Origin of the sequence: Paenibacillus cymbidii (assembly GCF_004764705.1) — a bacterium.
GTDB lineage: Bacteria > Bacillota > Bacilli > Paenibacillales > NBRC-103111 > Paenibacillus_AN > Paenibacillus_AN cymbidii.
Genome location: NZ_SHLX01000009.1, coordinates 215,947 through 239,737, shown reverse-complemented (window position 1 = coordinate 239,737; position 23,791 = coordinate 215,947). Strand labels below are relative to the sequence as shown.

The window sequence follows — 23,791 nt, the reverse complement described above, 5'->3', positions numbered from 1 at the left end:
AATTGTTGAGGCGTGTATATCTCGCCGCCCTTCTTTCTGCATGTTATGCATATATGCACTTTGTTACGAACTTTCTGCACGTTGTACATATATGCAGTTCGTTACGAGACTTCTATTCGTCATACCTACATGGCTCCATTAAAGGAATATCTGCACGACATGCATATATGTATTTAGTTACGAACTTTCTGATCGTCATGCATATATGCATAACGCTACGGAAACAGCGGCGCGCGAAACAAAACGCTCGACCGGCTCCAGTTATCAATGCCATCAATGATACACTGCGTAAGCCATTATCTCTGATAACCGCATTATATGAAGAGGCACCTTGTTGAGCACGACAGCAGGCTTGACAAGAACCCAAATTTTAACTATGATAATCAAAATAAGAACACATGTTCTAATTCATGGAATCTACTTCAGTGTTTTTATTTAAGATTAGGGGGCAATTGGAGGTATTTATGAAGCAGGAAATAATGGAGCAATTTAACAAGTTGTTTCCGGACGAAGCGGCGTGCCGCGAGCATTTGTTCCGCGTACGTTGGCCGCAGGAAGTTTTTTGTCCGCGCTGCGAAAACGAAAGCTGCTACCGCATTCCCAAGCGAGGACTGATGCAGTGCAAGGAATGTCGGCTGCAGTTTTCCGTTACGACCGGGACAGTCATGCATAGAACGAAGCTGCCCGTGCGGCACTGGTTTCTGGCGATGTACTTGATCGCCGCCGACCAGCCTTGTTCCGCTCGGTGGCTCGCAGCCAAGCTTGCCATCAATTATCGTTCGGCGCTTGGCCTGCTTCGTAAGATCCGATACATCCTCAGCCAAGAGAACGGCCCGCATCCGCTTAGCGCGGCTGCACTGGGCAACCGGCCGATCGACGCGGTGCTGCGCAAACTCTTTCCAGACAAGCATGCCGAGGAAGAAAACAAGCGGAACAGCACCCCTGAAGTCGTACAGCGTGCCGTGCGGATCATGCTGGACCGTGCGGCCGGTTTTATCCGTACCATGTATCGCAATGTGTGGCCGGAGAATGAGCAGATTTACGTGGATGAATTTTATTATCGCAGCACAAGCAACGGGGCTCCGGAACGGTTTGGCCGCCTCCTGGATACGAGTGTCATGTGTACGCTGATGACACATATGCCCGCATGCGTAATGAAGGCACGCCCGTTAGAGGGCGTGCCCGGTTTGTACGCGTCATGGAATAACAAGCAACGTTGCCGAACGTTTGGGAAGCCGCAGCGCAATCGTCCCATCGTCGGATGATGCCACCGTTCCTGCAGCCGCCAGGCGGGTATTGGCATCGAACCGATACACGTCGGCTGACGTATCGCCGGTGGAACCCGTCTTTACATTCACTGCGCGGGTTACGGTATCTTTGTTAAACAACAGCACGTATTGCTTGCCGTCATTTCCGGCGATGGTGTAGGAGCCAATCGCATCGGACAAGGTTGAGCTTGTCGGCACGCTGCTCCCTTCGATTTTCGAGCCGTTGCCATCGTAGTTGAGAAACAGCTTGAACGCGTCCTCGATCGGCGTACCGGCTTGGAAGTTGCCGAACCGGGTCGCCAGATCGACTCCCTCCCGGCCGAAGATCGCCAACGCTTCCGCTTGTGCCAGTCCGGCCGTAATGCCGTCGCCATTGCCGAAGTTGTATTCGGTAATCGCCAGTTTGACACCCGGCAGCTGTTCGGCAATCGTTTCTTTCATTCTCGGGATGAGCCGGATCGGCTCCTGAATCCACGACTGATCGACAAAGTTGTCATCATAAAGCGACTTGAGCGCCTGGAACCGGCGTTTGGCCGTTGCCGGACTTTCATCCGTAGAAGGCACGCCGTCTTCCTGGGAGTAATAATGAATGTCCAGATAGTCGATCAGACGGATGCCGGTTTGTTCTTCATACGCTTGCGCTTGCTTCAGATACCAAGCAAGGAACGGCATGCCTTCATGCGCCTGCCGATCCGGTCCGTCCGCGCAATTGTCGGCCGACGAGTAGAAGTAAGCGCACCAGCCCCAGGATACCGGACCGAACAACTGCGCTGCCGGATCTTTCTGCTTGATCGCCGTCCCGTATTGTACGGTTTTGTTCCACAGTTCATCGTACGTCGGCGCATTCGGATGAACGTCTCGGTGCGTCACGTGCCAGATTTCCGGCTCGTTGTCGAGCGCATACATATGAACGCCGCCGGCCGTTTGCTGTGCAATATGGTCCATCCAGCGGGTCACAAAGTCGGGACCGATCGGCTTGGACGTATCGTAGGGATCGTTGCCAGTCACGAGGCTGCCGCCTGGGAACACGCCGCTGCCCGCATCGCGAAGCTCCGGCGCGCCGCTCGTTTGCGTCCCATACTTTTGCTGCGAGAAGCCGTAGCGAACGACACGATCTTTAGGCGTCCAGCCGATCGTCGGCACCGTCAGCAGCACATTGCCTCCGGCGCCGCCGTTGCTGCCGTCGCCGCGCACCATGTCGATGAACCGGTCGGCCATCGACCCGTTCGGCAGTTGCTCCGGTTGATCCGTTTCATACGGATAGTTCATGAAGTACCAGTCCGACGCACGGTTAGCCACGTCAAGCTCCCAATTGTAGCGCGTCGTTTGGTTGCCGCCCCAGCGCTGCACCGGGAACGGCAGCTTCGAGTCGGTCGGATGCGATTCGTCGTAGTTAATGCCATATATATTATTGCTGATCGGCTTGCGCGCCGCTTCGGTGTCGACCGTGACACCGATGATCGGCAGTTCCGGCTCGGGCAGTTGGCCCGGGTTCGGATTGCGCAGCAATTCGATATCGTCGATGTATACGGCGTCCTGATTCCCTTCGGTTGCCGCTTGCAGGATGAAACCGTCAAACGAGCCTGTTTCCAAGCCGACATCGGCCATATTGACCGTTATTTCCGTCCATTGCCCGGGCAGCAAGCCGCCTTCCGGCAAATAGCGGTTCACATCGATTGCGCCTAGCGAAGTACCGCCTTCGTAAATGTGAAACAACAGCTTCTGCCCGCCTGTTGCCCCGCCAAACAAGCGGAACCGTACGCCGTAATAATCGGCAAGCGCCTTCTCTGCCGCGCTGGCGATCCATACGCCGTCCCAGCCGTCGGGCTCAAACTTGATCGATCGCATACCGCTGTGCGCCTGCTCTGCATTGGCGAAGTCTTTGTCATGCCAGCTGAGGTTGCGGTACCCTTCCTCCAGTTCATCGGCATAAACCGGTTCCGAGATAACGTCTGTCACTTGTACATATGCCTCGGCATGCAAACCTTTGTAGGTTGCCGTCACCTTGGCGATACCCGGTGCAAGCGCCGTCAATCGCCCTTTCTCGACCTGCAGCACGTCCGGCCGGTCGGTCGACCATTCGGCTTGCTCAGTCACGATACCAGTGTCCCCCGAAGCGAGAAAAGTTTCGCTTTGCAAGGTCTGATGTTCACCGGGCAGCATAACGAAGCGATTTTTATCCATGCGCACTTCAACGACAGCGGCTTGTGCAACCTGTTTGGCCATCAGCGCCATGTCGTCCACGTACAGTGCCGCTTGTTCGCCCGGCACCGTGCCGGCCAGCATGATGCCGTCGAACAATTGCCCCGGCAGTTGGAGGTCCGCCAGCGCAATGTCGACAAGCGCCCATTGTTCGGCAGGAATGCCTTCCGGCAGCCAGTCACTCAGCGAATGTTCGGCAACCGCCTGGCCGCCCGACAGGAACACAAGCTTCACCTGTTGGCCGCCCGAAGCGCCGCCATTCACCCAAAGCTTCAGCCTCTCATACTCTTTGGTCAGCACAATGCGATCGCTGTACAGATACAACGCCGCGTCCCCATCTGGCTGGAAGCGAATGGAACGCGATCCGGTATGAACGGTTTCGCTCTCTTCCAAACTATGCTGCGCCCAGCTGTAATCGGTGAACGAATCGGCGAGCGCATCGTCGAATACGTACAAGCCTTCGACGGGCTCAATCGGATCGCCCGGAGCTGGCGAGGATGACGGCGAAACCGAAGGTTTCGCCGTCGGTCCTCCGGAAGGCGACGGCGTCGGCGACGATGTTGGCCCCGGCGTCGGCGACTGTCCTGGCGCCCGCACGGTGAAGGCGATATCGTCGAGATAGAGCGGCTCCTGATCGCCGGCTCCCCAGATCAGGATGCCGTCCAGCAAGCCGGTCGCACCATAATCCGCCAGCGGCACGTCGACCTGCTGCCAAGCGCCGGCGACTCCTCCTGCCGGCAGCAATGCGTTTGACGGAATTTCCGCCACGGCTTGTCCGCCCAACGTCAATACCAGCGTAAATTGCTGGCCGTGGCCGGCTCCGCCATGGATCCAGAATCGCAAGGAGCCGTAATCGGCCGCGTTTATAATCCGGTCTTTATAAAAATACAAGGCCTGTCCTTCGTCCGGATCGAACCGGATCGCCTGCGACCCGCTATGCACGATGCCCGTTTCCGCCAAGTTATGTTGTGCCCATCCATAGTCGGCAAACTCGGCGGAAAGCGCGTCGTCATAAACGACCAACTCCCCTGTTGCCGCCTGTGCAGGCTGTACGGGCGCGATGCCAAGCGGAGCCGCCAGCATGGTCGCCAGCAGCAGGCCGGACAACAGGCGCCGCCATGACCGTTTCTTGTTGATGCTCATCTTTCGTTCCCTCCTGTTTCTGGGCGGGCTTTCGTCTTTCCACTCCCGCCAGCATCATCATAACGAAAGGGACCGCAGGCGAACAGTTACGGATTGTCATCGTTTTTGTCATGGCCATGAACGGATTTATTGCATCGTCACCCCGTTCGCTTGCAAATACTGCATCGCCCCACGCAGCAGCGCGTCCACCTCGCCATTCGGCGACTCTTCGTCGACGATCAAGAATGCCGAACGCCGTAGCGGTTCCCCGCGCGCGTTCGAAGTCGAGGTCGCAGTTCGCAACAATTTCCGCGCCTTGCAGCCACGAGAAGCAAGGATATACATTGTGGGCTGCGTGCCGGCCCGCGCCAATCATGCAAAGTCGGATTGCCTGATTCATCATGGGTCTCCCCTTTATATTCAATAGTGTTTCATTTTGTTATAAACTGTTTAACACAAGGGAACGGTTGCAAAAAGCCTGTTCGGCCATAACTTCAGCCAAACAGGCTTTTCACCATAACCATTCGCTCTAGCTTGGTTGACTCGACATGGCGTTACTCAAAATGGTGTTACTCAAAATCGCCGAACAACCAGGCAGTACTGCTGCCGGTCACGCGGTAATGGTTGGCGAACGCGTCCAGATCCGTCCACGTGCCGCTGACTTTCTTGCTCAGTACTACCTTCAGGCGAAACCAGTCGTTCGATCCCGGCGTCGAATGGCCGATGGCGGACAGCGGAATTTTCACCTCGATGCGGCCGGTCGCCGTGTCCCATTCGACTTGCCCGCCCGAGACAGTGCCGGCCGATGTCCAGTTGCCGCCCGACACCGTATATTTGTTGAAATTGTTCGAGTCGCTGTCGCGCTTGAACAAATACGCCATGTTGCGGCCGAGCGCGGTGCCGTTGATCGATGTGTTCTTCGTCGCGTCAGTGCTCGTGAAGTCCTCGGCGTACACCGATACTTGGAACAGCTTGCTCGGATCGTTAAAGCCCGGCAGCGAACCGGATTCATTATCGATGCGAAGCACCAGGTTTGTGCCGTCGTTAGCAGCATAAACTTTCCGGATCGCGATGTCGCCGTCGCTCGAATCGCCCGCGGCGTCGAGATAGTACGGCACGTACTGGTACTGCGGCCAGTCGCCGGTTGTGCCGGCGGAGACGGTCAGCGCCTTGTATGCGCCGGCGTTCGATTCATCCGGCACGATGCGCATGTCGATCGCGCCTGTTTTGGTCAGCGCGGCCAGCACGAATGCAGCCGCGGTCACCGGTTCGCTGGCGGTGGAAACGATCGGCTTCTCGGAGACGTCGCTGACGGCTTCCCCGGTCACCATCCAGCCGGCGGCGGTGCGATGCTTGAACCAGTTGAAGATATTGGCCGCCTCGGTACTTTCGTTGTTGTACACGTGCGTGATCGCGTTCCAGGCCGACATTTGCGGCCAACTGGGCGATATTTCGAGCGCTTCGTCGCCAGCCGGCGAAAAATAGGAATCGCCCGAGTAGTACGTGTCGTTGCCGAAGCGCGCCAGCCCATAGGTGTCGGACCCGAGGTCGGCTTCGAAACGATCGACCGTGCTGGCGGTCCGCGACGAATGCGGGTCGATGACGCCGAGCGTAAACAGGATGAGGCCCGACGCGTCCTCCATCGTGCTGAGCGTGCCGTCGTAGCGAATGCTCTTGTCGTAGTAGCCTTCGCTCCAGTTCCACAGCCCGACGTCGGACGCGGTGTCGTCGCGGTTGATCGCCGTCTTGATCGTGCTGGCGGCGCCGTTGTAGTTGTCGGCCAGCGTGCCGAGCCCTTTGGCCGCCGCCATCTTCGCCGCCGCTTCGAGGCCGGCGACATAAAGCGCCTGCGTATACGCATAAATGCCGTAGTTGTCAAGATCCTCCCAGATCGAGAAGTCCTGCGGCCCGTAGCCGTCGGCGTCGATATTGTTCATGATGTAGTCGGCGGTCGCCTTCAGCTGCGTCCAAATGTCGTCGCGCAGCGTATTGTCGCCCGTCTCCAGCCCATGGCGGTAGACGCCGTAGAGGAACCAGCCGAGTATATCGTGCTCCGGTTCGATGAACTCGACGCGCGCGTTCGTCCACACGTTGATCGTCGTGTTGAACTTGCCGGCGTCGCCGCCCGTCAGCTGCCGCGCCGCCAGCCAGCGCCAGTAGCGCTCGCCTTCGTCCGCGAAGCCGGCGGCGTCGAGCGCCACCGCCGTCGTGGCGGAATCGCGCGTCCATACTTTGTAGCTGTACGTCGCCGGGTTCGTCGTTGCCGGCATCGCCCCGTCGCCGGTCGATGTTCCGGGACGGATCGCGTTTTTGATCATGACAAGATTGTTTTTGTACAACGCGGTCAAATCGCTGTCGCCCAGGCTCGGCACCGGCTTGGCGTTAGCGAACCAGTCGTCGTAGTCGTCCGCCGTCTGCGTGAACCAATAGTCGCCGGTATGCGCCCGCGCAGTATCGGCGACAGCGTTGACTTCCGTCGCGTCTTCGCCGAGCGCCAGATAGAAATAAACGTACTCGGTCGTTCCTCCCGCGACGGACACGCTTTGGTTGAAACCGACGGAGATGTCCTGCGCCGTCACCGAACCGTTGTTCTTGAGCGTGCCGTTGTTGTCGAACGTCACCCACGGCGAAGCTTTTGCATCGGCCGTATTGGTGACCGTGTCGTCGGCCGACTGATAACCGGTCGGCGTGGCGAATGCGCCGAGCGCCAGGTAATATTGCGACGCTGCCGACATATTGACGACCAGCGCCTTGCGCGTGCCGTCGTAGGAAGCGCCGATGCTGCTGCCGCTCGTGTTGTTGACGTGCAGCATGTCGAGCACGTTGACCGTTTTGCTTGAACCGCTGTTGTTCTTGAGCGCGTAGCGGGCGACGATAAACTTCTCGTGCGGCACCATCACGTAATCCCGAGACAGCTCCAAATTGGATGGATAGGACCCGTTGTACTTGAGGTAATCGGCACGAAGCACTCCCTCTTCGTCGAAGTATGCCTCGCTGTCGAATTTGGTGCCGTCGTTGTATTTGACGCTCGCCGTCTCATCGCGAAAAAACCCGCTCCAATCCTTGATCTGGTTCGTCTCCCAATCGTCCGCGTAGTGCAGTTCGTCGATGCGCGGACCCTTTACCGCCGTTTCCGCGTCGTTCAGCTTCGCGGCTTTCCAGATCGCCATCATGTCGTCCAGTTCGACATATAAAAACTGCGGGTCGATTCGTGCTTCGGCGTCACGAGCAGGTTATCGAGATTGATCGCGTGATTGTTGTACGCAATTTTGACCGTATGCGAGCCGGAGCTCAAATACGTGCCGACTTCAGCCGTTCCCCACGCATCCCAGCTCACCAGATCGGGAAATACCGCCAGCGCCGTGTCGACACCGTCGACGTATACCCGGTGGGACGCCTTGTAACCGGTATCGTTGGCGTAGCGGAACAGCAGCGTATAGTCGCCCGCTGCGGCGACGCTGATCGAGAACTGCACGTAGTCGCCGCTGGCGCTGAAGCCGTCAACGAAGCCGCTGCCGGTGTATCCGGTATGGTTCGTATTCGTCGACGCGTTGTGCAGCGTTGCGCTTTCCGCTTCATAGACCGTTTCGCTGTACGTTTTGGCCAGCGCCCGGTTCACCGGAGCGCCCAGGCCGAGGACGAGCGCCGCCGCCGTCGCGGCCGCAACGGCGGACGACAGCCATCTTTTTCCACTGCGTTTGCGTTTCATAAGGTTACATCTCCTTTCGCTCGCGAATTAGAAACTCGGATAAATGTCGACCGTGCTGCCGGCGGTGACACTGTGGTTGCCGCCCGTTTCCCATGTGGAATCGTTCAGCAGCACCTTGAACTGGATCGTACCCGACGTCGGGCGCTCCATGACGTACTGCCACGTGTTCGCATCGACATTTTCCGCCTTTTGCCCCCAGGTCCAGTTCAGCGGTGTCGTATCCCCGCGGACGGAAATGGAGTTGCCGAAGCCGGCGTTGTAATGCACGATGATTTTCGTCTGTGTCGGCGAAGGCGGCGCGTATTCGGCCGGATAGCCGTTCGTCAGCAGCATCGCGGAGTTGCCGGGGATCGTTACCGTGATTTCGCGCGAATTGGCCACAACGCCTTCCGCAACCGTCACCGTTGTCCCGGTATTGAGCAAGTCGGTCAAATGCGTGCCGATCGTCCAGCTCGACGTTGCCTGACTGATCGCAATCGTTTTTGTTTGCGGGTTTGGCGACTTGTTGAAAATGCCGACCACTTCGTCCCCCGTGCTGTCGTTGCGCCGGCTGACCGCGTAGACCGGGTCGGAGCTGTTGTAGTAAATTTCGCGCTGCTTGCCGTTGACGAGCGCCGACTTGTAATCCTTGCGGATCTGGTTCAGCCGCTGCACCCAATTGAACGTTGCGCTGCCATCGCTGAACGAAGGCATCACTTCGCGATTGACCGTATTCTGGATGTCGTCGCTATACTTGTGTTCGCCGGCCATCCCCTGCTCGGTGCCGTAGTAGACATCCGGAATGCCGCGGACCGTGTACAGGAAAGCGAGTGCGAGACGCGATTTCGCATAATTGTCGGCGCAATTGTTGAGGAAACGCGGTCGGTCGTGGTTGTCGAGGAAGGTGACCAGTTGGTTCGCTTTTTTGTACTTGTAATCCTGGTCGAACACGCCCTTCACGTCGCTCCACGACGTATTGTTGCAGAAGACATTGTTCATGCCAAAATAAAGCGGGAAATCGAGCATGCCCCAGATGTAGTTTTGCAGCCCGGAGACGACGTCGACGGAAGACGTGTACGCTTCGCCGAACGTCTTTTTGCCAATGTGGCCTTCGAACGCCTGGAGCTTGTCGGTCGGAATTTCCAGCACCGCGTCGATGCGCCCGCCGTCGAAGCCATAGTCGAACCAGCCGTCGTAAGCGTCCAGCAGCGCATCCCACGTGTCGGGATTGCTTTGGTCGAGGTCGTCGAGGCCGCCAAGGCTGTAATTGAGCAGTTGGTAGCCGTCGTTAAAATCGGTGATATTCGGGTTGTTGTGGTACCAGGTCGGATCGTCGAACGGCGCCGCAGGCTTGTAGGTGGACGGGCTGTACGACGTCGACGGATAGGCGAGGTAGTCCGCCGTATGGTTGAGCTGGGCGTCGATGATCACCTTGATACCGCGGTCGTGCGCTTCGTCGATCAGCGTTTGCAGTTCGGTCGTTGTACCGAAGTGATCGTTCACATCGTTAAAATCATGCGTAAAATAGCCGTGATAACCGGCTTCGTCGCCGCTGCGGCTGAACTTTTCATTGTCCTGCGGCGGGGAAATCCAGATCGCCGTGAAACCCATCTCCTTGATATAATCGAGCTTGTCGACGAGCCCTGCCCAGTCGCCGCCTTGGTAATAGTGCATATCGCCCGGACGGTAATCGTCGGTTAGCGTGCCATTATTGCCGCTGTCGCCGTCGTAGAAGCGGTCGGTCATTACCATGTAGATCGTGTCGGACGTCCCGATCGAGCCGATGCTGCTCCCGCTTGCGTTTGCCGGGGCTACCGGCGGCAGGCCGGCGGCGCAGACGAAGACGAGCGCGAGCAGTGCGGCGAGCCATACGTGTTTCCGTTTCATTCGTCAATCCCTTCCTTTCGCCTGAAATTGGATGCTGATTTGCGAGTGTGCCGATTCATGCGTGCAAGCGATTCCACGATTCTTGCAAACTGCCTGGGCAAAACAAGCCAACCAACAACGATGATTGTCTCTTTTGCAGCATCACCCCCTTTCGGAATTCGGTTGAAAATACTATATTTTACATTTCATCTAAAATGAGTGATGTTCAGCAGCTCGACTATTGCGGGCAAGTACTTTCTGATCGTCATGCATATATGCATGACGATCAGAAAGCCGCGGCGCCGGATATAAAGCTCCTCCCCCAGCCCCGGCAGGAGGCTTATCGGATGACGGCAATAAAAGCGCCGGCTCAACGAGTCAACAGACAGGCTTGATAAGGCGCCAACGTCACCCTCACTTCGCCCGTCCAGCGATACAAATCGTGATTGCGGTGCTCCCGCCCTGGTTCCGGCAAGCCAAGCGGAGCCACAGGGAACACCGCTGCCTGCCCCTCATCGGCAAACCGGTCGTGCAGCTGGGTGCCGACTGCCTCTTTCACCGGCAACGCCAGCGTCACCGCCGCAGAACCGGTATTAAAGACGGCGTAGACGCGCATCGTAGCGCCGGGGTCACCGCCGTCCGCAGTACCGGCCTCATCCTCGCGCATGAAGCCGTACCCGCTGCCGCTGCAATAGCTGCTCGCATACGAGCCGCTGCGCAATACCGGCAACTCGGCGCGCAGTCGCGCGAGCCGCCGGAACCATGCCAGCAGTTCCGCGTCCTGCCGCTGCGGATCCCACTCCATCGCCTTGCGGCAGCCCGGATCGCGTCCGCCGTCCAGCCCGACTTCGTCGCCGTAATAAATAACGGGCACGCCGGGGAAACAAAACTGAAACGCCGCCGCCGCCATCAGCCTGCCCCGCTCCCCGCCGCACAGTGTCAGGAAGCGCGCCGTATCATGGCTGCCGAGCGGGTTGAACAAGATTTCCCGGGCGATGAGCGAATACGCGCCGAGCATCCGGTTGATGCGTGCATCGAACGCCTCGGCATCGATCGTGCCTGCCGCGAAGAAGTCCGCTACCGCATCGCGAAACACATAATTCGTCACCGTGTCCATCTGGTCGCCGCGCAGCAAATCGCGGTTTTCCTTCCACGTCTCCGCCAGCAGCAGCGCCTCCGGCGCTACCGCCTTCACCGCTTTGCGCAAATCCTGCCAGAACGTGTAGTCGACTTCTTCGGCAACATCGAGCCGCCAGCCGTCGATGCCCGCTTCGCGGAGCCAATACAGCGCCACGTCAAGCATATAAGCCCGCGCCGTTTCGTGGCGAAGCCGCACTTTCGGCATCAGCGCATAGTAGCCGATCGTTTCGTAATTGAGCCGCTCGGGATTCAACGGAAATTCGTCCGCGTAAAACCAGTCGCGATATTCCGACCGGCGCCCTTTCGCCAAGACGTCCCGAAACGGCGGGAATTCGAATCCGCAATGATTGAACACCCCGTCAAGCATGACCCGTATGCCCAGTTCATGGCATGTCCGCACTAGGCTGCGCAAGTCGTCCATCGTGCCGAACTGCGGATCGACCGCATAATAATCGGCCGTGTCGTATTTATGGTTGGACGGCGCCGCGAAAATCGGGTTCATGTAAAGCACCGTCACGCCAAGCGCATACAAATACGGGACGCGGCTGGCAATGCCGGCCAAATCGCCGCCCATAAAGTTGTCGCGCGTCGGCTCGCTTCCCCAGGCTGCGGCTCCCGGCGGATCGTTGGCCGGATTGCCGTTGCAGAACCGTTCCGGAAACGCGTGATAAACGACCGCACCGCGCACCCAGTCCGGCACGACGAACGGCTCGCCTTCGTTCGTATAGCAATATTCGTAAAATCCCCCCTCCGGTTCCCCGTTTCCTGTACCGTAATACGTTTTCCGCAAAGTTCCATGCGCGCTTTCCACTTCGAAATAGTACAAAACATAACGCGTCGCCTTCTCCGTTTCGATGACGGCTTCCCAATAATCGAACTCGTCGTCCCGCGCATAACACGCCAGCGGCGTTCGCGCCGGATGCTTGCTGTCCCCGAGATTGCGGTTCCAATGCAGCACCGTGCAGCTTCCGGCCGACGCCATGCCGCACGACACGCGCAGCCGGATCGCCAGCCGCGTACGGCTGAGCGGGTAGGCGTATTCCCGTGTCGGTTCGTGCAAAATCAAACCGGCCATACGCGACCTCCCCTCCGTTATTAATCGACGGTCGGGAGCGCTTACGTTTTCAGCGCTCCGGCGACCAGGCCTTTGATGACGAACCGCTGCATCAGCAGGAAAAACGCCACAAGCGGCAGCGTCGAAACGACGAAGCCCGCCATAATCAAATGCCACTGCTGGTTGAACTTGCCGTAAAAATACATTTGCGACAACGGCACGGTCAGCGGTTTGGCCAGGATGAGGTAGGGCAGCAGGAAGTCGTTCCAGATCCACATCGCGTTCAGCACCGCAACCGTTGCCGTGATCGGCAGCAGCAGCGGCAGCACAATCCGCAGCAGCAGCTGAAAGGTGCCGCAGCCGTCGATGATGCCGGACTCCTCCAGTTCGATCGGCAGCGACTTGACGAAGCCTCGGTACAAAAACAGCGTCAGCGGGCACATGAGGCCGCCGTATACGGCGACGAGCCCGGCGAAGTGGCCGGTTGCGCCCACTTCCTTCGCGGTCATGACCAGCGTAATCATGATCGTGTGGAACGGCACGAACATCGAGCTCATGAACGCGAGCATGAGCCAGCCCGCCGCCCTGCGCCGCCACCGGGCCAGCGCGTAGCCGCCGGCTGCGCTTACCGCCAGAATGAGCGCCACGCTTGCCGCCGTCAGCAGCACGCTGTTGACGAAGACGCGTCCGAAGTGGGCGGTCGTCAGCACCGTGCGGTAATTGTCCAGCCGCAAGGCGGACGGAAACGCCAGCGCCGACACCAGAATCGCGCGCTTGTCTTTGAACGAATTGAGGATGGCGATAAACACCGGGAACAGGTACAGCACCGCAAGCAGATAAGCGGCGGCGGTTGGCAACAGGCGCGACCCAAATTTGCTCATGCGGCTACACCTTCTCTTCCCGGGCGCGCAGCGCCGCCAGCAATCCCGCGGTGACGAGCGCGATCAGCACGAACAGCAGCACCGACACCGCCGTGGCGTACCCGGTCCGCTGCGAGCGGAAACCGAGCGTATAAATGTAGTAGGCGACCGTCGTCGTCGCCGTGCCCGGTCCGCCCGACGTCATCGCCAGCGGGAAGTCGAACGCCTTCAGGCATGTCGTCGCCGACAGGATGACATTCATCACGACGACCGGCGACAGCAGCGGCAGCTTGATCCGCCACAGAATGTCGCGCGCCGTCGCGCCGTCGATGCGGGCCGCTTCGAGCACGTCGCCCGAAATATTTTGCAGGCCGGCCATGTAAATGACCATCGTATAACCGGCGCCTTGCCAGATAGCGGCCAACCCGATCGAATAGATCGCCATCTCCGGATTGCCCAGCCAACTGATCTGCAGCGTTTCCGGGCTGCCGAGCGCACGAACGAACGAGCGGAACACGTCGCCGTACAGAAACGTCCAGACAAAGCCGACGATAATCAGGCTCATCAGATTCGGCAGGAAGAAGATGGCCCGCAGCGCATGTTTGCCGGCAATGCGCGCGCTGTCGGCCACAAGCGCCAGTGCCAGCGCAAACGCGTTGCCGGCCAGCGCAACGAAGCCGGTGTATTTCAGCGTCACGACCAACGCGTCACGGAACGTGGCATCGCCAAACGCCTCGACGAAGTTGCCCAGCCCGATGAACCGGATATCGGGGTTGTAGCCGTATTGATCGGTGAACGACACATACAAGCTGCGAGCGAACGGCACGAGGAAAAACAGCCCGAACAGAACGAACGCCGGCAGCAGCAGCAGCGCATATGCGGCGTCCGTTCGCCATTTGCGGATGAGCATCTTATTTCGCCGCTTTGGCCGCGTTGGTCCAAGCCGCGTCGAGCTGCTTCAGCGAATCCGGCACGTTCCGCTTGCCGAGCAGGAACTCGGAAATCGCTTTGTCAAACTCCGGCTGGAATGGCGACGGCCAGCCGCGGTCCGCTTGCGAGACGGTTTGACCGGCGGCGATCGTCTTCTCGACGTCGGCGGCAACCGGGTCGAAGTTGGTCGAGACTCCTTTGACGGCGGAGAACAGGCGTGCCTTGTTGCTCCACAACTGGGCGATTTCCGGCGTTGTCATAAACTCGAGAAATTTCTTGGCTTCCGCCGTATATTTGGACTTGCTGGAGATGCTCAGGCTGAAGTCCGGGAACACGTGCAGCTTGGCGTCGTTCGCGTCCTCCGACGTCGGCATGGCAATCAGGCCGATGTCGAGCGTCGGCGCGATTTTGCGAATCGGCTCCAGCGCCCACAGCCCTTGCGGCATCATCGCCGCCTGGCCTTGCGCGAACATCGCCACGGCGCCGTTGTAGTCGGTGTCGAAGGCGGTTTTTGTATTGCCGGTGTCATAGATCGTCTTCAGGTTGTTGAAAGCGGCCGCCCATCCGGGCGTGGCCTCGAACGTCGTTTTGCCGGCGTTTTTGTCGGTGTCCCAATTGATGTTTTTGCCGTAGACGGCAGGCGAAAAGGAGCTGATGATCGCCATCTTGATCGTCCAGCTGTCTTTGAAGCCAAGCGCAAAGGCGGGGATATTTTTGCTTTTGAACGTGTCGGTCACTTTCTTCAGCTCGCTCAGCGTGCGGGGCGGGGTCAGGCCGTTGTCGGCGAACATTTTTTTGTTGTAGAAAATGCCGATACTGCTGCCGTCAACCGGCAGCGCCCACGTTTTGCCGGAGGCGTCGGTGAATGAAAGCGATTTCAAAGAGGTGTCGACGATATTTTTTAAATACGGCTCGTTCGTCAGTTCCGCCATATACCCGCCTTTGGCGATATCCATGACTTCGATGCCGGCGCTGAAAATATCGGGAATTTCATTGGTGGCGATACGCGATTTGAGCACGGCGGACGGATCGTTGGTCACGACCTCCTGCGTCACTTTGATGTTCGGATATTTGGCGGTAAATTTCTGGATGATTTCGTTGAATGTATCTTGCGCTTCCTGCTTGCCGTGAAACAGCTTCAGCGTCACGGGAGCCGCCGACGGGCTGGGCGTTGCGCTCGGGCTTGCACTGGCCGAGGCGCTCGGCGCCGTGCTTGCGGCTTGGCTCGGCTTGACGCTGGGCGACGCTCCCGAGGAGCTGTCGTTTTTGCTGCAACCGGCGGCGAGGCCGGCTGCCAATGTGAAAGCGGTAACAACTAGCGGTAACTTGCGCATGGACTATCCCCTTTTCCACCTTGAAAGTGATCGCACACGGCCATGTGTTCCTCTCCATCATAATCCGCCTGGAGCCGGGGAAGTAGATACGAAATAAACCTCTCATTGAAAAAAATTAACTTTCCTGCAGATCGGCAGCACTGCCCTCATCCGCGCCGGCAAAAAATTTCCGGTAGCTTCTGGCGAAGTAGTACGGGTTCTGATAGCCGACCATTTCCGCCACTTCGCGCATTTTCAGCCCGCCGTGCCGCAGCAGTTCCCGTGCCTTGTTCATGCGAATGCGCGTCAGGCAGTCGATGAAGTTTTCGCCTGTCTGCTGTTTGAACAGCCGGCTGAGGTAAATGTGGTTCATGTAATATTTGCGGGCCAGCTCGATCAGATGGATGTCTTCCGCATAGTGGGCTTCGAGGTATTTCTGGATCTCTTGCGCGATATCGACGCCGTTGCCGCTGCGGTTGCGCATGTAGCCCGCCGTTTGCTGCATGGCGTCGACGCTCCACGCCTCGAGCGCCGCCAGCGAATGGATCGCTTCCACGCGCTCCAAATAGCTTTCTCCGCTGCCGGTGAACGCGGGCGGTTCCGCTCCGGCTTTGCGGCAGCAGCTTTCGGCCGCCAGCAGCAGCGCGATGACCGCCTTGTGCAAATCGGGCAGCCGCACAACCCGCCGCTCCCGCTCCGCCGCGAAGAAGGAGCGCAGCAAACCGGCCAGTTCGTCCGGTTTACCTTTCTCCAGCAAATAGGCAATCTGGCTCTCTTCGACGATGCGCATATCGTCCCGCGCCGACAGATGGCGCACCTCGTCGTACGCCACGACGTCGGTCGCGCCGATACGCTCGAAGCGCAGCGCCCGCCGCGCTTCCTCATGCGACGGCCGGATGCCCGCCGCGCCGGCTTTCCAGCCGCCGATGCCGATCCGCGCCGCCACGCCAAAACGCTCCGCCAGCGAGCCGGCAATCGCCTCCGCCGCCTCCCTCTGCTCCGCCGCCTGCCGGCCCGGACGCTGGCCGTCGCCGCCCCACAACACAAGCGCCATGCCGTCCGCGCTTGTAAACACAACCGCCTGCCGCCAAGGCCGGGCCGCTTCGCGAATGACAGCGGCCAACTGCGGCGGCCCTACCGAACCGGCGGCTCCCCACGGCGCCACCGCTTCCTTCGGCAATGACAGCACCGCCATTACCGAAAACGACACCCACTCGCCGAGCGACGCCAACGGCTCCGGCAACGACGCACCGTCGGCCGTTTCGCCGGCGATCAGCCGCACAAACGCCTGCTCGGCCGCTAGCGACGAGCGGTCGCCGCGCTCCTTGCGCTTCCGCTCGATCCGCTCCATCGCGTTCGCCAGCGCGGCGTTCAGCTCCGCCGCATCGACCGGCTTGAGCAAATATTCGCACACGCCCGAGTGAATCGCCTGCTTCATGTAACCGTAGTCGGAGTAACCGCTAAGCACGATGATTTCGCAGCCGGGTTCGATCGTCTCCAATCGGCGCAACAACTGCAGCCCGTCCTCCTTCGGCATCTTCATGTCCGTGATGACCAGTGCGGGCCGCACCGTCTCGATCAGCCGCCACGCATCTTCGCCGTTCTCCGCTTCTCCCGCCAGCGTCAAGCCGTGGCGCTCCCAGTCGATCATGCCCACAATTCCTTTGCGCACCCAGCTTTCGTCTTCGACGATGATCGCCTGGATCATGCCGCTCCCTCCCCTTCTCCGGACGCCGGCAGTCCCGGCATGCGCACCGTCACGCACGTGCCGACGCGTTCCTCGCTTTCGATCGCCAGCGTCGCCCGCTCGCCGTAGCAAATGCGAAGCCGCGCGACGACGTTGGCGATACCGATGCCAACTGATTCGGCGCGGCTGATCGCCGCCAACCGCTCGGGCGGGATGCCGGCCCCGTCGTCGGAGACGTCGAAGACGAGCGTGTCCCCTTCCAGTCGGCCGACGATGCTGACGATGCCGCGCTCCTCCATATTCGCGAAGCCATGCAGAATCGCGTTCTCCACCAGCGGCTGCAGTGTAAATTTGAGCATCGGCTGTGCCCTTAACTGCGGCGGCACGTCCAACTCGTAGCCGAGCTTGTCGCCGAAACGGATTTGCTGAATCGCCAAATAGCTGCCGACATGTTCGATTTCTTCCCCGACCGTAACCAGGTTTTCGCTCGTGCGGATGTTGTAGCGCATCATTCTGCCTAGCGATTTGGCCATGACGACGATTTCGCCGATGCCGTGCAGATGGGCAATCGCCCCGATCGACTGCAGCACATTGTACAAGAAGTGCGGGTTGATCTGCGACAGCAGTGCCCGCATTTCCGCCTCCTGCTGGCGGATGCGCGCTTCGTATTCATTCGTGATCGCGTTGTTCAGCTTCGCCATCAGCCGATTGAAGCTGCGTGCCAGAATGCCGATTTCGTCGCGACTGGAAACGTCGGCGCGAAGCTCCAGGCTGCCGATATCGATGCGGTTGATGACGCGGGTCAATCCTTCGATCGGGCCGGAGATATAACGCGACACCAAATAGGTGACGAGCACGGTGAACATGGCGCCCAGCAGCACGATCAGCAGCGCGCTGTTGGTAACGGCCGCGATGCCGGCCGCATACTCCTGCTGCGGAATGAAGTTGACGACCTTCCAGCCCAGCGTCTCGCTTGTCGTATATACCGCCGTCCAGCGGCTCCCGTTCAGAGTCAGCTGGCTTTTGCCGCCGCCGCTTCCCGCATTCAGCTTCTTGAGCGCCGCCTCCTCCAGCTTGCCGCCAATCCGCTTCTCCGTCGATTCGTACACGATCGTACCATCGCCCGCGACTATGTAGGTTACAGCATCCGGATAAGGCCGGATTTCGGAGGAAATTTTGCGCAGCGTCGTCATATCAAGATGGATGAACAACGTGCCAAGCGTCGCAAAGCCATGATCGACATCAAGAATGTGGCGGGCGATGCCGTACACCTTCTCATCCTGCGGCGTTACTTTGAAATCGAGCGGAAGATGGCCGCGCGTCGGCACAATCGCCTGGCCGTTCTCCGGCTGCAGACCGGTCACCGTGTCACGCACGCCGTCCGGCAGCGAACCGGTGTCGAACCGGGAATAGCCCGCTTCCGTGCGCGTCGTGTAGACGAGATAACCGTTCCGGTCAAAATAAACCATGCTGAATATATACTGCCGGGTATTCAAGTAAGTGTGCAGCATGTTTTTGATGTCGGTGTAGCTTTGTACGACGGCGTAGTCGTCCTGGGTGCCGCCGGCTCCTACCGCTTCGTGAAACCGGATGAAGGTGCCGAATTCCTTGTTGAGGTAAATCGAGCGGAAGATGTTGTCCACTTCGCTGATCGACGTTTCGAGGTTGTTTTTGCCGAGTTCGACCAGCTTGTTGTTCAAGCCGACGGACTGATCGCGGATAATGCCGGTGGAGTTATGATAGGCGATATACATGACGGTGACGAGCAATGTCAGTGAAAAAAGCAAAATGAGCAAGGCCAGCTTATAACGAATGCGGTTCATGCGCAAACGGAGCAGCATGAGGCTTTCCCTCCCGGGGTTCCCGACTGACGTGCGGCGACGTCACTTAATAAAATACCAGATTTTCGGGAAAAGGGAATGGGGTGCAGAAAGAAGAAAACAACGCCCCACCGCATGAAGGTGGAGCGCTGCTTCGTTACCTGTCACACAAGCGGCTGTTGAATCAAGGTGCTGAAATTGAATGGATGCCGATGGCCTTCTCTTACTGTCGTCATGCCGGACACGAAATGAACATGCTTCCCATTGCCGACCGGAATGGCGAGTCCGGTGCGAACTCGTTTCAGGTTATGAAAATGGTCTAAAAAATCGGTATGATTCAAGACGATTTCATGAACATGGCTTTTGCCGACCGGGATGACTTGCCCGGTGACGCCGGCAAACCGATGGTTGTGCCGATCGGCCCCTTGCTCCGCCAGCTTCGTGCTCCCTTCGAACTCATGCACGTGCGTTTGCACCTTCCCGATTTTCGTCCTGCTGCTTAGCCTCAATTGCCTGTTCATCATCCCAACTATCCCCTTCCTCTGACCTTCACCGTCAGTATAGGGAAAGCGATGGTTGTCCGGTAAGGGGCGACTGTCGCCGCAAACAAAAAACAGCCTTTCGCCGCGAGCCGCGGAAAAGGCTGTCCATTCGTTGCCGGCTGCCGTTACAGCAAGCCGAGCCAGTTCTTCACCATGACAAAATCGAGGAACAAAAACACGAGCAAGCTGACAACGCCGACGGCGATGGCGAACTTGTTCTTCTCTCTGGCCCCCAGGGAACGGAAAACGCCGATGGCGATAATGATCGTAAACACAATAATAAACACGTCAAACGTATCGAATTTTGATGGTTCCGAGGCTGCTGCCGCCTCTTCGGCTAAGTATATCACGGAAGACCCTCCCTTGGGCTGCAAAAGTGGCTTATTTGTCCCGTTCACGGTCATAAGCATTCTTATTCTATGTTAGCCGGTGTTGCTTGTCGATGCAAGCGGTTTATCCATCTGTAACAACTTTGTCAATTTTGCGCAAGCTGCTTTTACAGTATGTCCGAATTCGCGGCGCTTCATGTTGAAGCGGCGGGACGTTTTTTGCGCCGCTCAGGTCGGTTCTTCTTTCTCCGCAATCTTCGCCTTGTATTTGCCGGAATACCGGATCAGCACATGCGCATTGATTTCGCCCAACTCGAAATTGTCGCGGCGCAGATCCCCGTCGCCGAATATGCGTTTCCACTGCTTGTAATGATGGCGGTGCAAATGTTCGTTCAAGTTGAACACATCCGCATGAATGCTTCGCCCTTGCTCGAACGTATACCGAATTTGCTCCTGCAGCTTGCGCTCCAGCGCTTTCTTCAACTCGTGTTCTGCCGCGTTGTCCAGCATTTCTTCCATGTAGGTATCGATGCGATAGTCCAGATCATACACCACTTTATCGCCGACCAGACGATGTTTAATCGCATATTTCGGCGAAATCATCACAAAACCGGCTGTAGGTTTGCCGTCCTTGTCGAGTCTCAGCAAAGCCCGATTCATTTTTTTGTTCATGAACGGGGCTCCGCTCAACTGCTTGCCGGTCAAATGACCGATATAGTGCCGATTGCGGAAGAAGTATCCGCCGTCGATAACGAGTTCCCTCGTCTTCTTCTCCCCTTCTCGCCAATGCGAGTCCGTAAGAGTCAGGTTGGGAATCGTCATCGTCGTTCCCCGTTCGAACAAGTCGGATAATGCCCGGTAGGTGTAGATCGGCTTCATGTAAGAATATTGCCGGTACGTATCCTGCGGATGCAGCATCAGCGAATCGTAAACCGACAGATTGAAAAAGTTGTGCGCTGTCATCAACTTGTCGATCGGTTCTTCCGTCCCGTAGAGCCAGATGTTGTAGCGAATTTCGCGGTAACGGTTGAACAAATCGGTCAAATCGATAAGCCCTACATGCTCCAGCGCCGTTTTGCTAAAAATCAACCCGGTCAGGTGCCCCCAGTACATCCGAAATTGTTCCGAACGATACAGGTCGAAGATCGCTTGACCGAGCGATGGGCCGCGGCTGATACCAATCAACGAAGGAATCGTTTCCGGCAGCCGACCGCCTTCTTGCTTGGCGATGCTGTTGAAATTGAGCGATTGCACATACAGCACGAACTCGTCTTGCTGGTAATCGACGCCAATTGTGACCGAATAATTAAGTTTATGAATTTCCCGATAATCCCAACAGGCCGGCAGCGTAACCAACAGGACCGCCGCAAGCAGCAATTTTGCCATCAGGCGCAGCCGCATCATGGACGATCCGCCCGTTTCCGTTTGCTCAAATAAACGGGGACGAAGGAGCGCAAGTTCCTTGGCAGCAGCAGCATCGACCTTGCCACATCTTTGAGCGTAATCGGCGTGATCGGCGCCAAATACGGCACGCCGAAGGAAGTAAGGCCGGCCAAATAAACCGTTACGAACAGAATCGACAACATGAATCCGTACATGCCCAGCAGCGACGCAATGAGCAGCGCGCCGTAACGGAGCATGCTGACGGTGCTGCTCAGCGTTTGGCTGATCAATGTGGAGCCGGCGACGACCGAAATGGCGGAAATGACGACCATCGACGGCGAAGTAAGCCCCGACCGGATGGCTGCGTCACCGATAATCAAGCCGCCGACGACCGTCAACGTTTGCCCGATGGAGGAAGGCAGCCGGAAGCCCGCTTCTTTGAACGTTTCGAGCAGAAACAGCACTACAAACATTTCAATCGGCGTCGTGAACGGAACGCCAAAGCGGGAGACGGAAATGGTGGCGAGCAGCGGAAACGGAATTTGATCTTGATGGTACCCGGTCAAAGCAACAAAAAAGCTGGGCAAAAAAATCGACAGCAGCAAACAAACGAGCCTCAGCACCCGACCAAACGAAGCGGAAACGAAATTGAAATGGCTGTCCTCCGGCGTTTTGATCAGCAAGAACAGCGACGCAGGCGCAATCATGGCCCCTGGCACGCCGTCGATCAGCACGGCGAACCGCCCTTTGAGCAAACAAGCCGCAATGAAATCCGGTCTGCCGGAATATACCGTCAGCGGGAACACACTGTGCGGATGATCCGATATCAGTTCCTCCAGTTGGCTGGCGCTCAGCACATCTTCCACCGCCTGCTGCACAGCGGTCAGCCTTTCGTCGATTTGACGCAGCGTATCCGGATGAAGCACCTGTTCGTCGTAAATCAGCGCCGTTTTCGTCTGCGTTTTCGTCCCGATGGTATAGAACCGTACGGATACATTCGGATTCGGCAAGCGCAAGCGAATGAGCCCCAGATTGGTGTGCAGCGATTCGACCAGCCCGTCCTTGGGGCCGCGAATCGACACTTCGATGTTCGTCTCTTCCGTATTGCGCTGCGGCAAGGTGGCGAACGGCACGGCAAACCACAGATCGGGAACGGAAAACACAACGATCGCCGATCCGTTGAACACCAGGGAATCGAGATTCGTTCCTTCCCGATTCGATATGGCTCTCATCCCCAAGGTTTGGTTTTCCTCCACGGCGACGATATCGGCCAAATGCTCCTGCTCCTGCAGGCGGCGCAGCTGCGGCATCAGTTGGCGATCGATCGCCTGCAGGTCGCATAACGACTGATGGCCCACCACGATGACTTTCAAACCTGCAAGCGGGTATTCTTCGATCGCGACGTCGGCGCATCGCTCGTATCGCGCCAGCAACTCGGGCAATGTCAAACTCACGCGGCTTCCCTCCGTATCGGCTTCTTCCCGATGGCGACGAGCAGCGTGATCCAGAGCAGCAAGAGCAGCATGCCATAAAACGTCGCCGGGAAGTAGAAATCGCGCAAAAAAGCAAAAAACTTCATATCGCCCAATGGATATAAAATGATCATAAACATCGCCACGCAGAGCGCAAACACAATCCGCTTGCGATAAACGAGCGGGAACGACTCCGAAACGATCAGCAGCAAAAAGCTCATGCGTACAAAAGCGCCGGTCACCCATTGAAAAATCGACAAAAAGTCGACATGCGAAATGTAGCTGCCGATCTGGACGAGCCTCCACTCTTCGAACGGAGGATAACGCTGCATTGCCGCTTCCACGGGACCAAATTCGGCGATAGAGCCGGTCACAGGCCCGACAGACAGCCCCAACAGCAGCAAACCGAGAATGATCACGTGCCGCCGCTTGACCGCGGTCGACAGATGGTGCTGCAAGAACAGCAGCAGCGTCAGCTCCGCGAACCCGGTATCGGCGCACAAAAAGCCTTTCCACATCCGCTCCTGGCCGTATTCGAATACAGGCAGAAGCATATCGTACTCCTTGTGCTGGAAGTTCGCGAACATCACGAATTCGCCGAACAAGACGACAAACGGCAGCAGCATGGAGGCGCAATAGGAAACGGTGCGAAATCCTTTCCACACCGCATAACCGGCGATCAGGATAAGCGTCGCCACAATAATCACGGACGGCGTTGCCGGCAAATACGAAGCGGTCGTCCAAATTTTGACGTCCTTGCAAGTCACCATAAAAGAGAGCAGCATGAACACGCTGGCATATACGGCGATCGTATGCGCCATCCAGCCGCCGTAACGCTCCGCGATCCAGCCGAGCAGCGGCTTCTGCTCCGTGCGCCGGATCAGACTGGCGATCAACCAACTGACCGGGATGAAGGTGACGCCGGCAAGCAGGACGGACAACCACGCATCGCGCCCGGCTACGTCCATGAGCACCGGGATGAGCAGCACGTGATTCATCAAGCCGATAGAGAACAGAAACAGGCATGAAATTTGCACGAATGAAAACGTTGCATTACGCATGACGGCCCTCCTCGGGGTGGAATGAAAGGTCCCGTTTTACTATGTCCCGTGGCG

17 protein-coding genes are annotated in these 23,791 nt (G+C 57.9%); 1 reads left to right on the top strand and 16 read right to left on the bottom strand.

What is annotated here, in order from left to right; all coding sequences use genetic code 11:
• Positions 1-497 precede the first annotated feature (497 nt).
• Complete coding sequence (locus EXY20_RS14855) at positions 498-1,265, top strand: transposase (protein WP_167859238.1); 768 nt, start codon at positions 498-500, stop codon at positions 1,263-1,265.
• On the opposite strand, the gene EXY20_RS14850 is transcribed toward EXY20_RS14855, so the two are convergent.
• The 16 genes from EXY20_RS14850 to EXY20_RS14780 form a co-directional block, all read right to left on the bottom strand.
• On the bottom strand, positions 1,197-4,613 hold the full coding sequence (locus EXY20_RS14850) for a glycoside hydrolase family 44 protein (RefSeq protein ID WP_135552363.1): 3,417 nt from the start codon (positions 4,611-4,613) through the stop codon (positions 1,197-1,199). The genes EXY20_RS14855 and EXY20_RS14850 overlap by 69 nt on opposite strands.
• A gap of 126 nt (positions 4,614-4,739) precedes the next feature.
• Positions 4,740-4,895 carry a hypothetical protein gene (locus EXY20_RS38925; protein ID WP_167859237.1) on the bottom strand — a complete coding sequence of 52 codons (156 nt, stop codon included), beginning with the start codon at positions 4,893-4,895 and terminating at the stop codon, positions 4,740-4,742.
• 266 nt (positions 4,896-5,161) lie between these two features.
• Positions 5,162-7,762, bottom strand: coding sequence for a glycoside hydrolase family 15 protein (locus tag EXY20_RS14845; protein ID WP_135552361.1), 2,601 nt, complete (start codon positions 7,760-7,762; stop codon positions 5,162-5,164).
• A complete protein-coding gene (locus EXY20_RS14840; protein ID WP_135552359.1) occupies positions 7,762-8,301 on the bottom strand; it encodes a CBM35 domain-containing protein in 540 nt (179 codons plus the stop codon). Before EXY20_RS14840 ends, EXY20_RS14845 begins: the two co-directional genes overlap by 1 nt.
• 27 nt (positions 8,302-8,328) lie before the next feature.
• On the bottom strand, positions 8,329-10,167 hold the full coding sequence (locus tag EXY20_RS14835; RefSeq protein WP_135552357.1) for an alpha-amylase family glycosyl hydrolase: 1,839 nt from the start codon (positions 10,165-10,167) through the stop codon (positions 8,329-8,331).
• Positions 10,168-10,516: 349 nt separating this feature from the next.
• Entirely contained in the window at positions 10,517-12,361 is a 1,845-nt protein-coding gene (locus EXY20_RS14830) for a glycoside hydrolase family 13 protein (RefSeq protein ID WP_135552355.1), read from the bottom strand.
• A 41-nt stretch (positions 12,362-12,402) separates the two neighbouring features.
• Complete coding sequence (locus EXY20_RS14825) at positions 12,403-13,221, bottom strand: carbohydrate ABC transporter permease (RefSeq protein WP_135552353.1); 819 nt, start codon at positions 13,219-13,221, stop codon at positions 12,403-12,405.
• Between the two features lie 4 nt (positions 13,222-13,225).
• On the bottom strand, positions 13,226-14,110 hold the full coding sequence (locus tag EXY20_RS14820; protein WP_135552351.1) for a carbohydrate ABC transporter permease: 885 nt from the start codon (positions 14,108-14,110) through the stop codon (positions 13,226-13,228).
• Between the two features lies 1 nt (position 14,111).
• Positions 14,112-15,464 (bottom strand): ABC transporter substrate-binding protein, encoded by a 1,353-nt coding sequence (locus tag EXY20_RS14815; protein WP_135552349.1) that lies wholly within the window; start codon positions 15,462-15,464, stop codon positions 14,112-14,114.
• Between the two features lie 115 nt (positions 15,465-15,579).
• A complete protein-coding gene (locus EXY20_RS14810) occupies positions 15,580-17,151 on the bottom strand; it encodes a response regulator (protein WP_135552347.1) in 1,572 nt (523 codons plus the stop codon).
• Positions 17,148-18,971 (bottom strand): cache domain-containing sensor histidine kinase, encoded by a 1,824-nt coding sequence (locus EXY20_RS14805; RefSeq protein ID WP_135552345.1) that lies wholly within the window; start codon positions 18,969-18,971, stop codon positions 17,148-17,150. The genes EXY20_RS14810 and EXY20_RS14805 overlap by 4 nt, the downstream gene beginning before the upstream one ends.
• A gap of 143 nt (positions 18,972-19,114) precedes the next feature.
• Entirely contained in the window at positions 19,115-19,471 is a 357-nt protein-coding gene (locus tag EXY20_RS14800; protein ID WP_235885909.1) for a YmaF family protein, read from the bottom strand.
• Between the two features lie 146 nt (positions 19,472-19,617).
• Entirely contained in the window at positions 19,618-19,842 is a 225-nt protein-coding gene (locus EXY20_RS14795) for a hypothetical protein (protein WP_407944916.1), read from the bottom strand.
• A 207-nt stretch (positions 19,843-20,049) separates the two neighbouring features.
• Positions 20,050-21,225 (bottom strand): Ger(x)C family spore germination protein, encoded by a 1,176-nt coding sequence (locus EXY20_RS14790; protein WP_135552341.1) that lies wholly within the window; start codon positions 21,223-21,225, stop codon positions 20,050-20,052.
• A complete protein-coding gene (locus EXY20_RS14785; RefSeq protein WP_167859236.1) occupies positions 21,222-22,658 on the bottom strand; it encodes a spore germination protein in 1,437 nt (478 codons plus the stop codon). The genes EXY20_RS14790 and EXY20_RS14785 overlap by 4 nt, the downstream gene beginning before the upstream one ends.
• Positions 22,655-23,737, bottom strand: coding sequence for a GerAB/ArcD/ProY family transporter (locus EXY20_RS14780; RefSeq protein WP_135552337.1), 1,083 nt, complete (start codon positions 23,735-23,737; stop codon positions 22,655-22,657). The genes EXY20_RS14785 and EXY20_RS14780 overlap by 4 nt, the downstream gene beginning before the upstream one ends.
• Positions 23,738-23,791: the final 54 nt, after the last annotated feature.

What these genes read in the sequence shown, in the direction of transcription:
- EXY20_RS14850 (WP_135552363.1), bottom strand. Translation starts at nt 4,613, where the DNA reads ATGAGCATCAACAAGAAACGGTCATGGCGGCGCCTGTTGTCCGGCCTG.
- EXY20_RS14845 (WP_135552361.1), bottom strand. Translation starts at nt 7,762, where the DNA reads ATGGCGATCTGGAAAGCCGCGAAGCTGAACGACGCGGAAACGGCGGTA.
- EXY20_RS14840 (WP_135552359.1), bottom strand. Translation starts at nt 8,301, where the DNA reads ATGAAACGCAAACGCAGTGGAAAAAGATGGCTGTCGTCCGCCGTTGCG.
- EXY20_RS14835 (WP_135552357.1), bottom strand. Translation starts at nt 10,167, where the DNA reads ATGAAACGGAAACACGTATGGCTCGCCGCACTGCTCGCGCTCGTCTTC.
- EXY20_RS14830 (WP_135552355.1), bottom strand. Translation starts at nt 12,361, where the DNA reads ATGGCCGGTTTGATTTTGCACGAACCGACACGGGAATACGCCTACCCG.
- EXY20_RS14825 (WP_135552353.1), bottom strand. Translation starts at nt 13,221, where the DNA reads ATGAGCAAATTTGGGTCGCGCCTGTTGCCAACCGCCGCCGCTTATCTG.
- EXY20_RS14820 (WP_135552351.1), bottom strand. Translation starts at nt 14,110, where the DNA reads ATGCTCATCCGCAAATGGCGAACGGACGCCGCATATGCGCTGCTGCTG.
- EXY20_RS14815 (WP_135552349.1), bottom strand. Translation starts at nt 15,464, where the DNA reads ATGCGCAAGTTACCGCTAGTTGTTACCGCTTTCACATTGGCAGCCGGC.
- EXY20_RS14810 (WP_135552347.1), bottom strand. Translation starts at nt 17,151, where the DNA reads ATGATCCAGGCGATCATCGTCGAAGACGAAAGCTGGGTGCGCAAAGGA.
- EXY20_RS14805 (WP_135552345.1), bottom strand. Translation starts at nt 18,971, where the DNA reads ATGCTGCTCCGTTTGCGCATGAACCGCATTCGTTATAAGCTGGCCTTG.
- EXY20_RS14800 (WP_235885909.1), bottom strand. Translation starts at nt 19,471, where the DNA reads ATGAACAGGCAATTGAGGCTAAGCAGCAGGACGAAAATCGGGAAGGTG.
- EXY20_RS14790 (WP_135552341.1), bottom strand. Translation starts at nt 21,225, where the DNA reads ATGATGCGGCTGCGCCTGATGGCAAAATTGCTGCTTGCGGCGGTCCTG.
- EXY20_RS14780 (WP_135552337.1), bottom strand. Translation starts at nt 23,737, where the DNA reads ATGCGTAATGCAACGTTTTCATTCGTGCAAATTTCATGCCTGTTTCTG.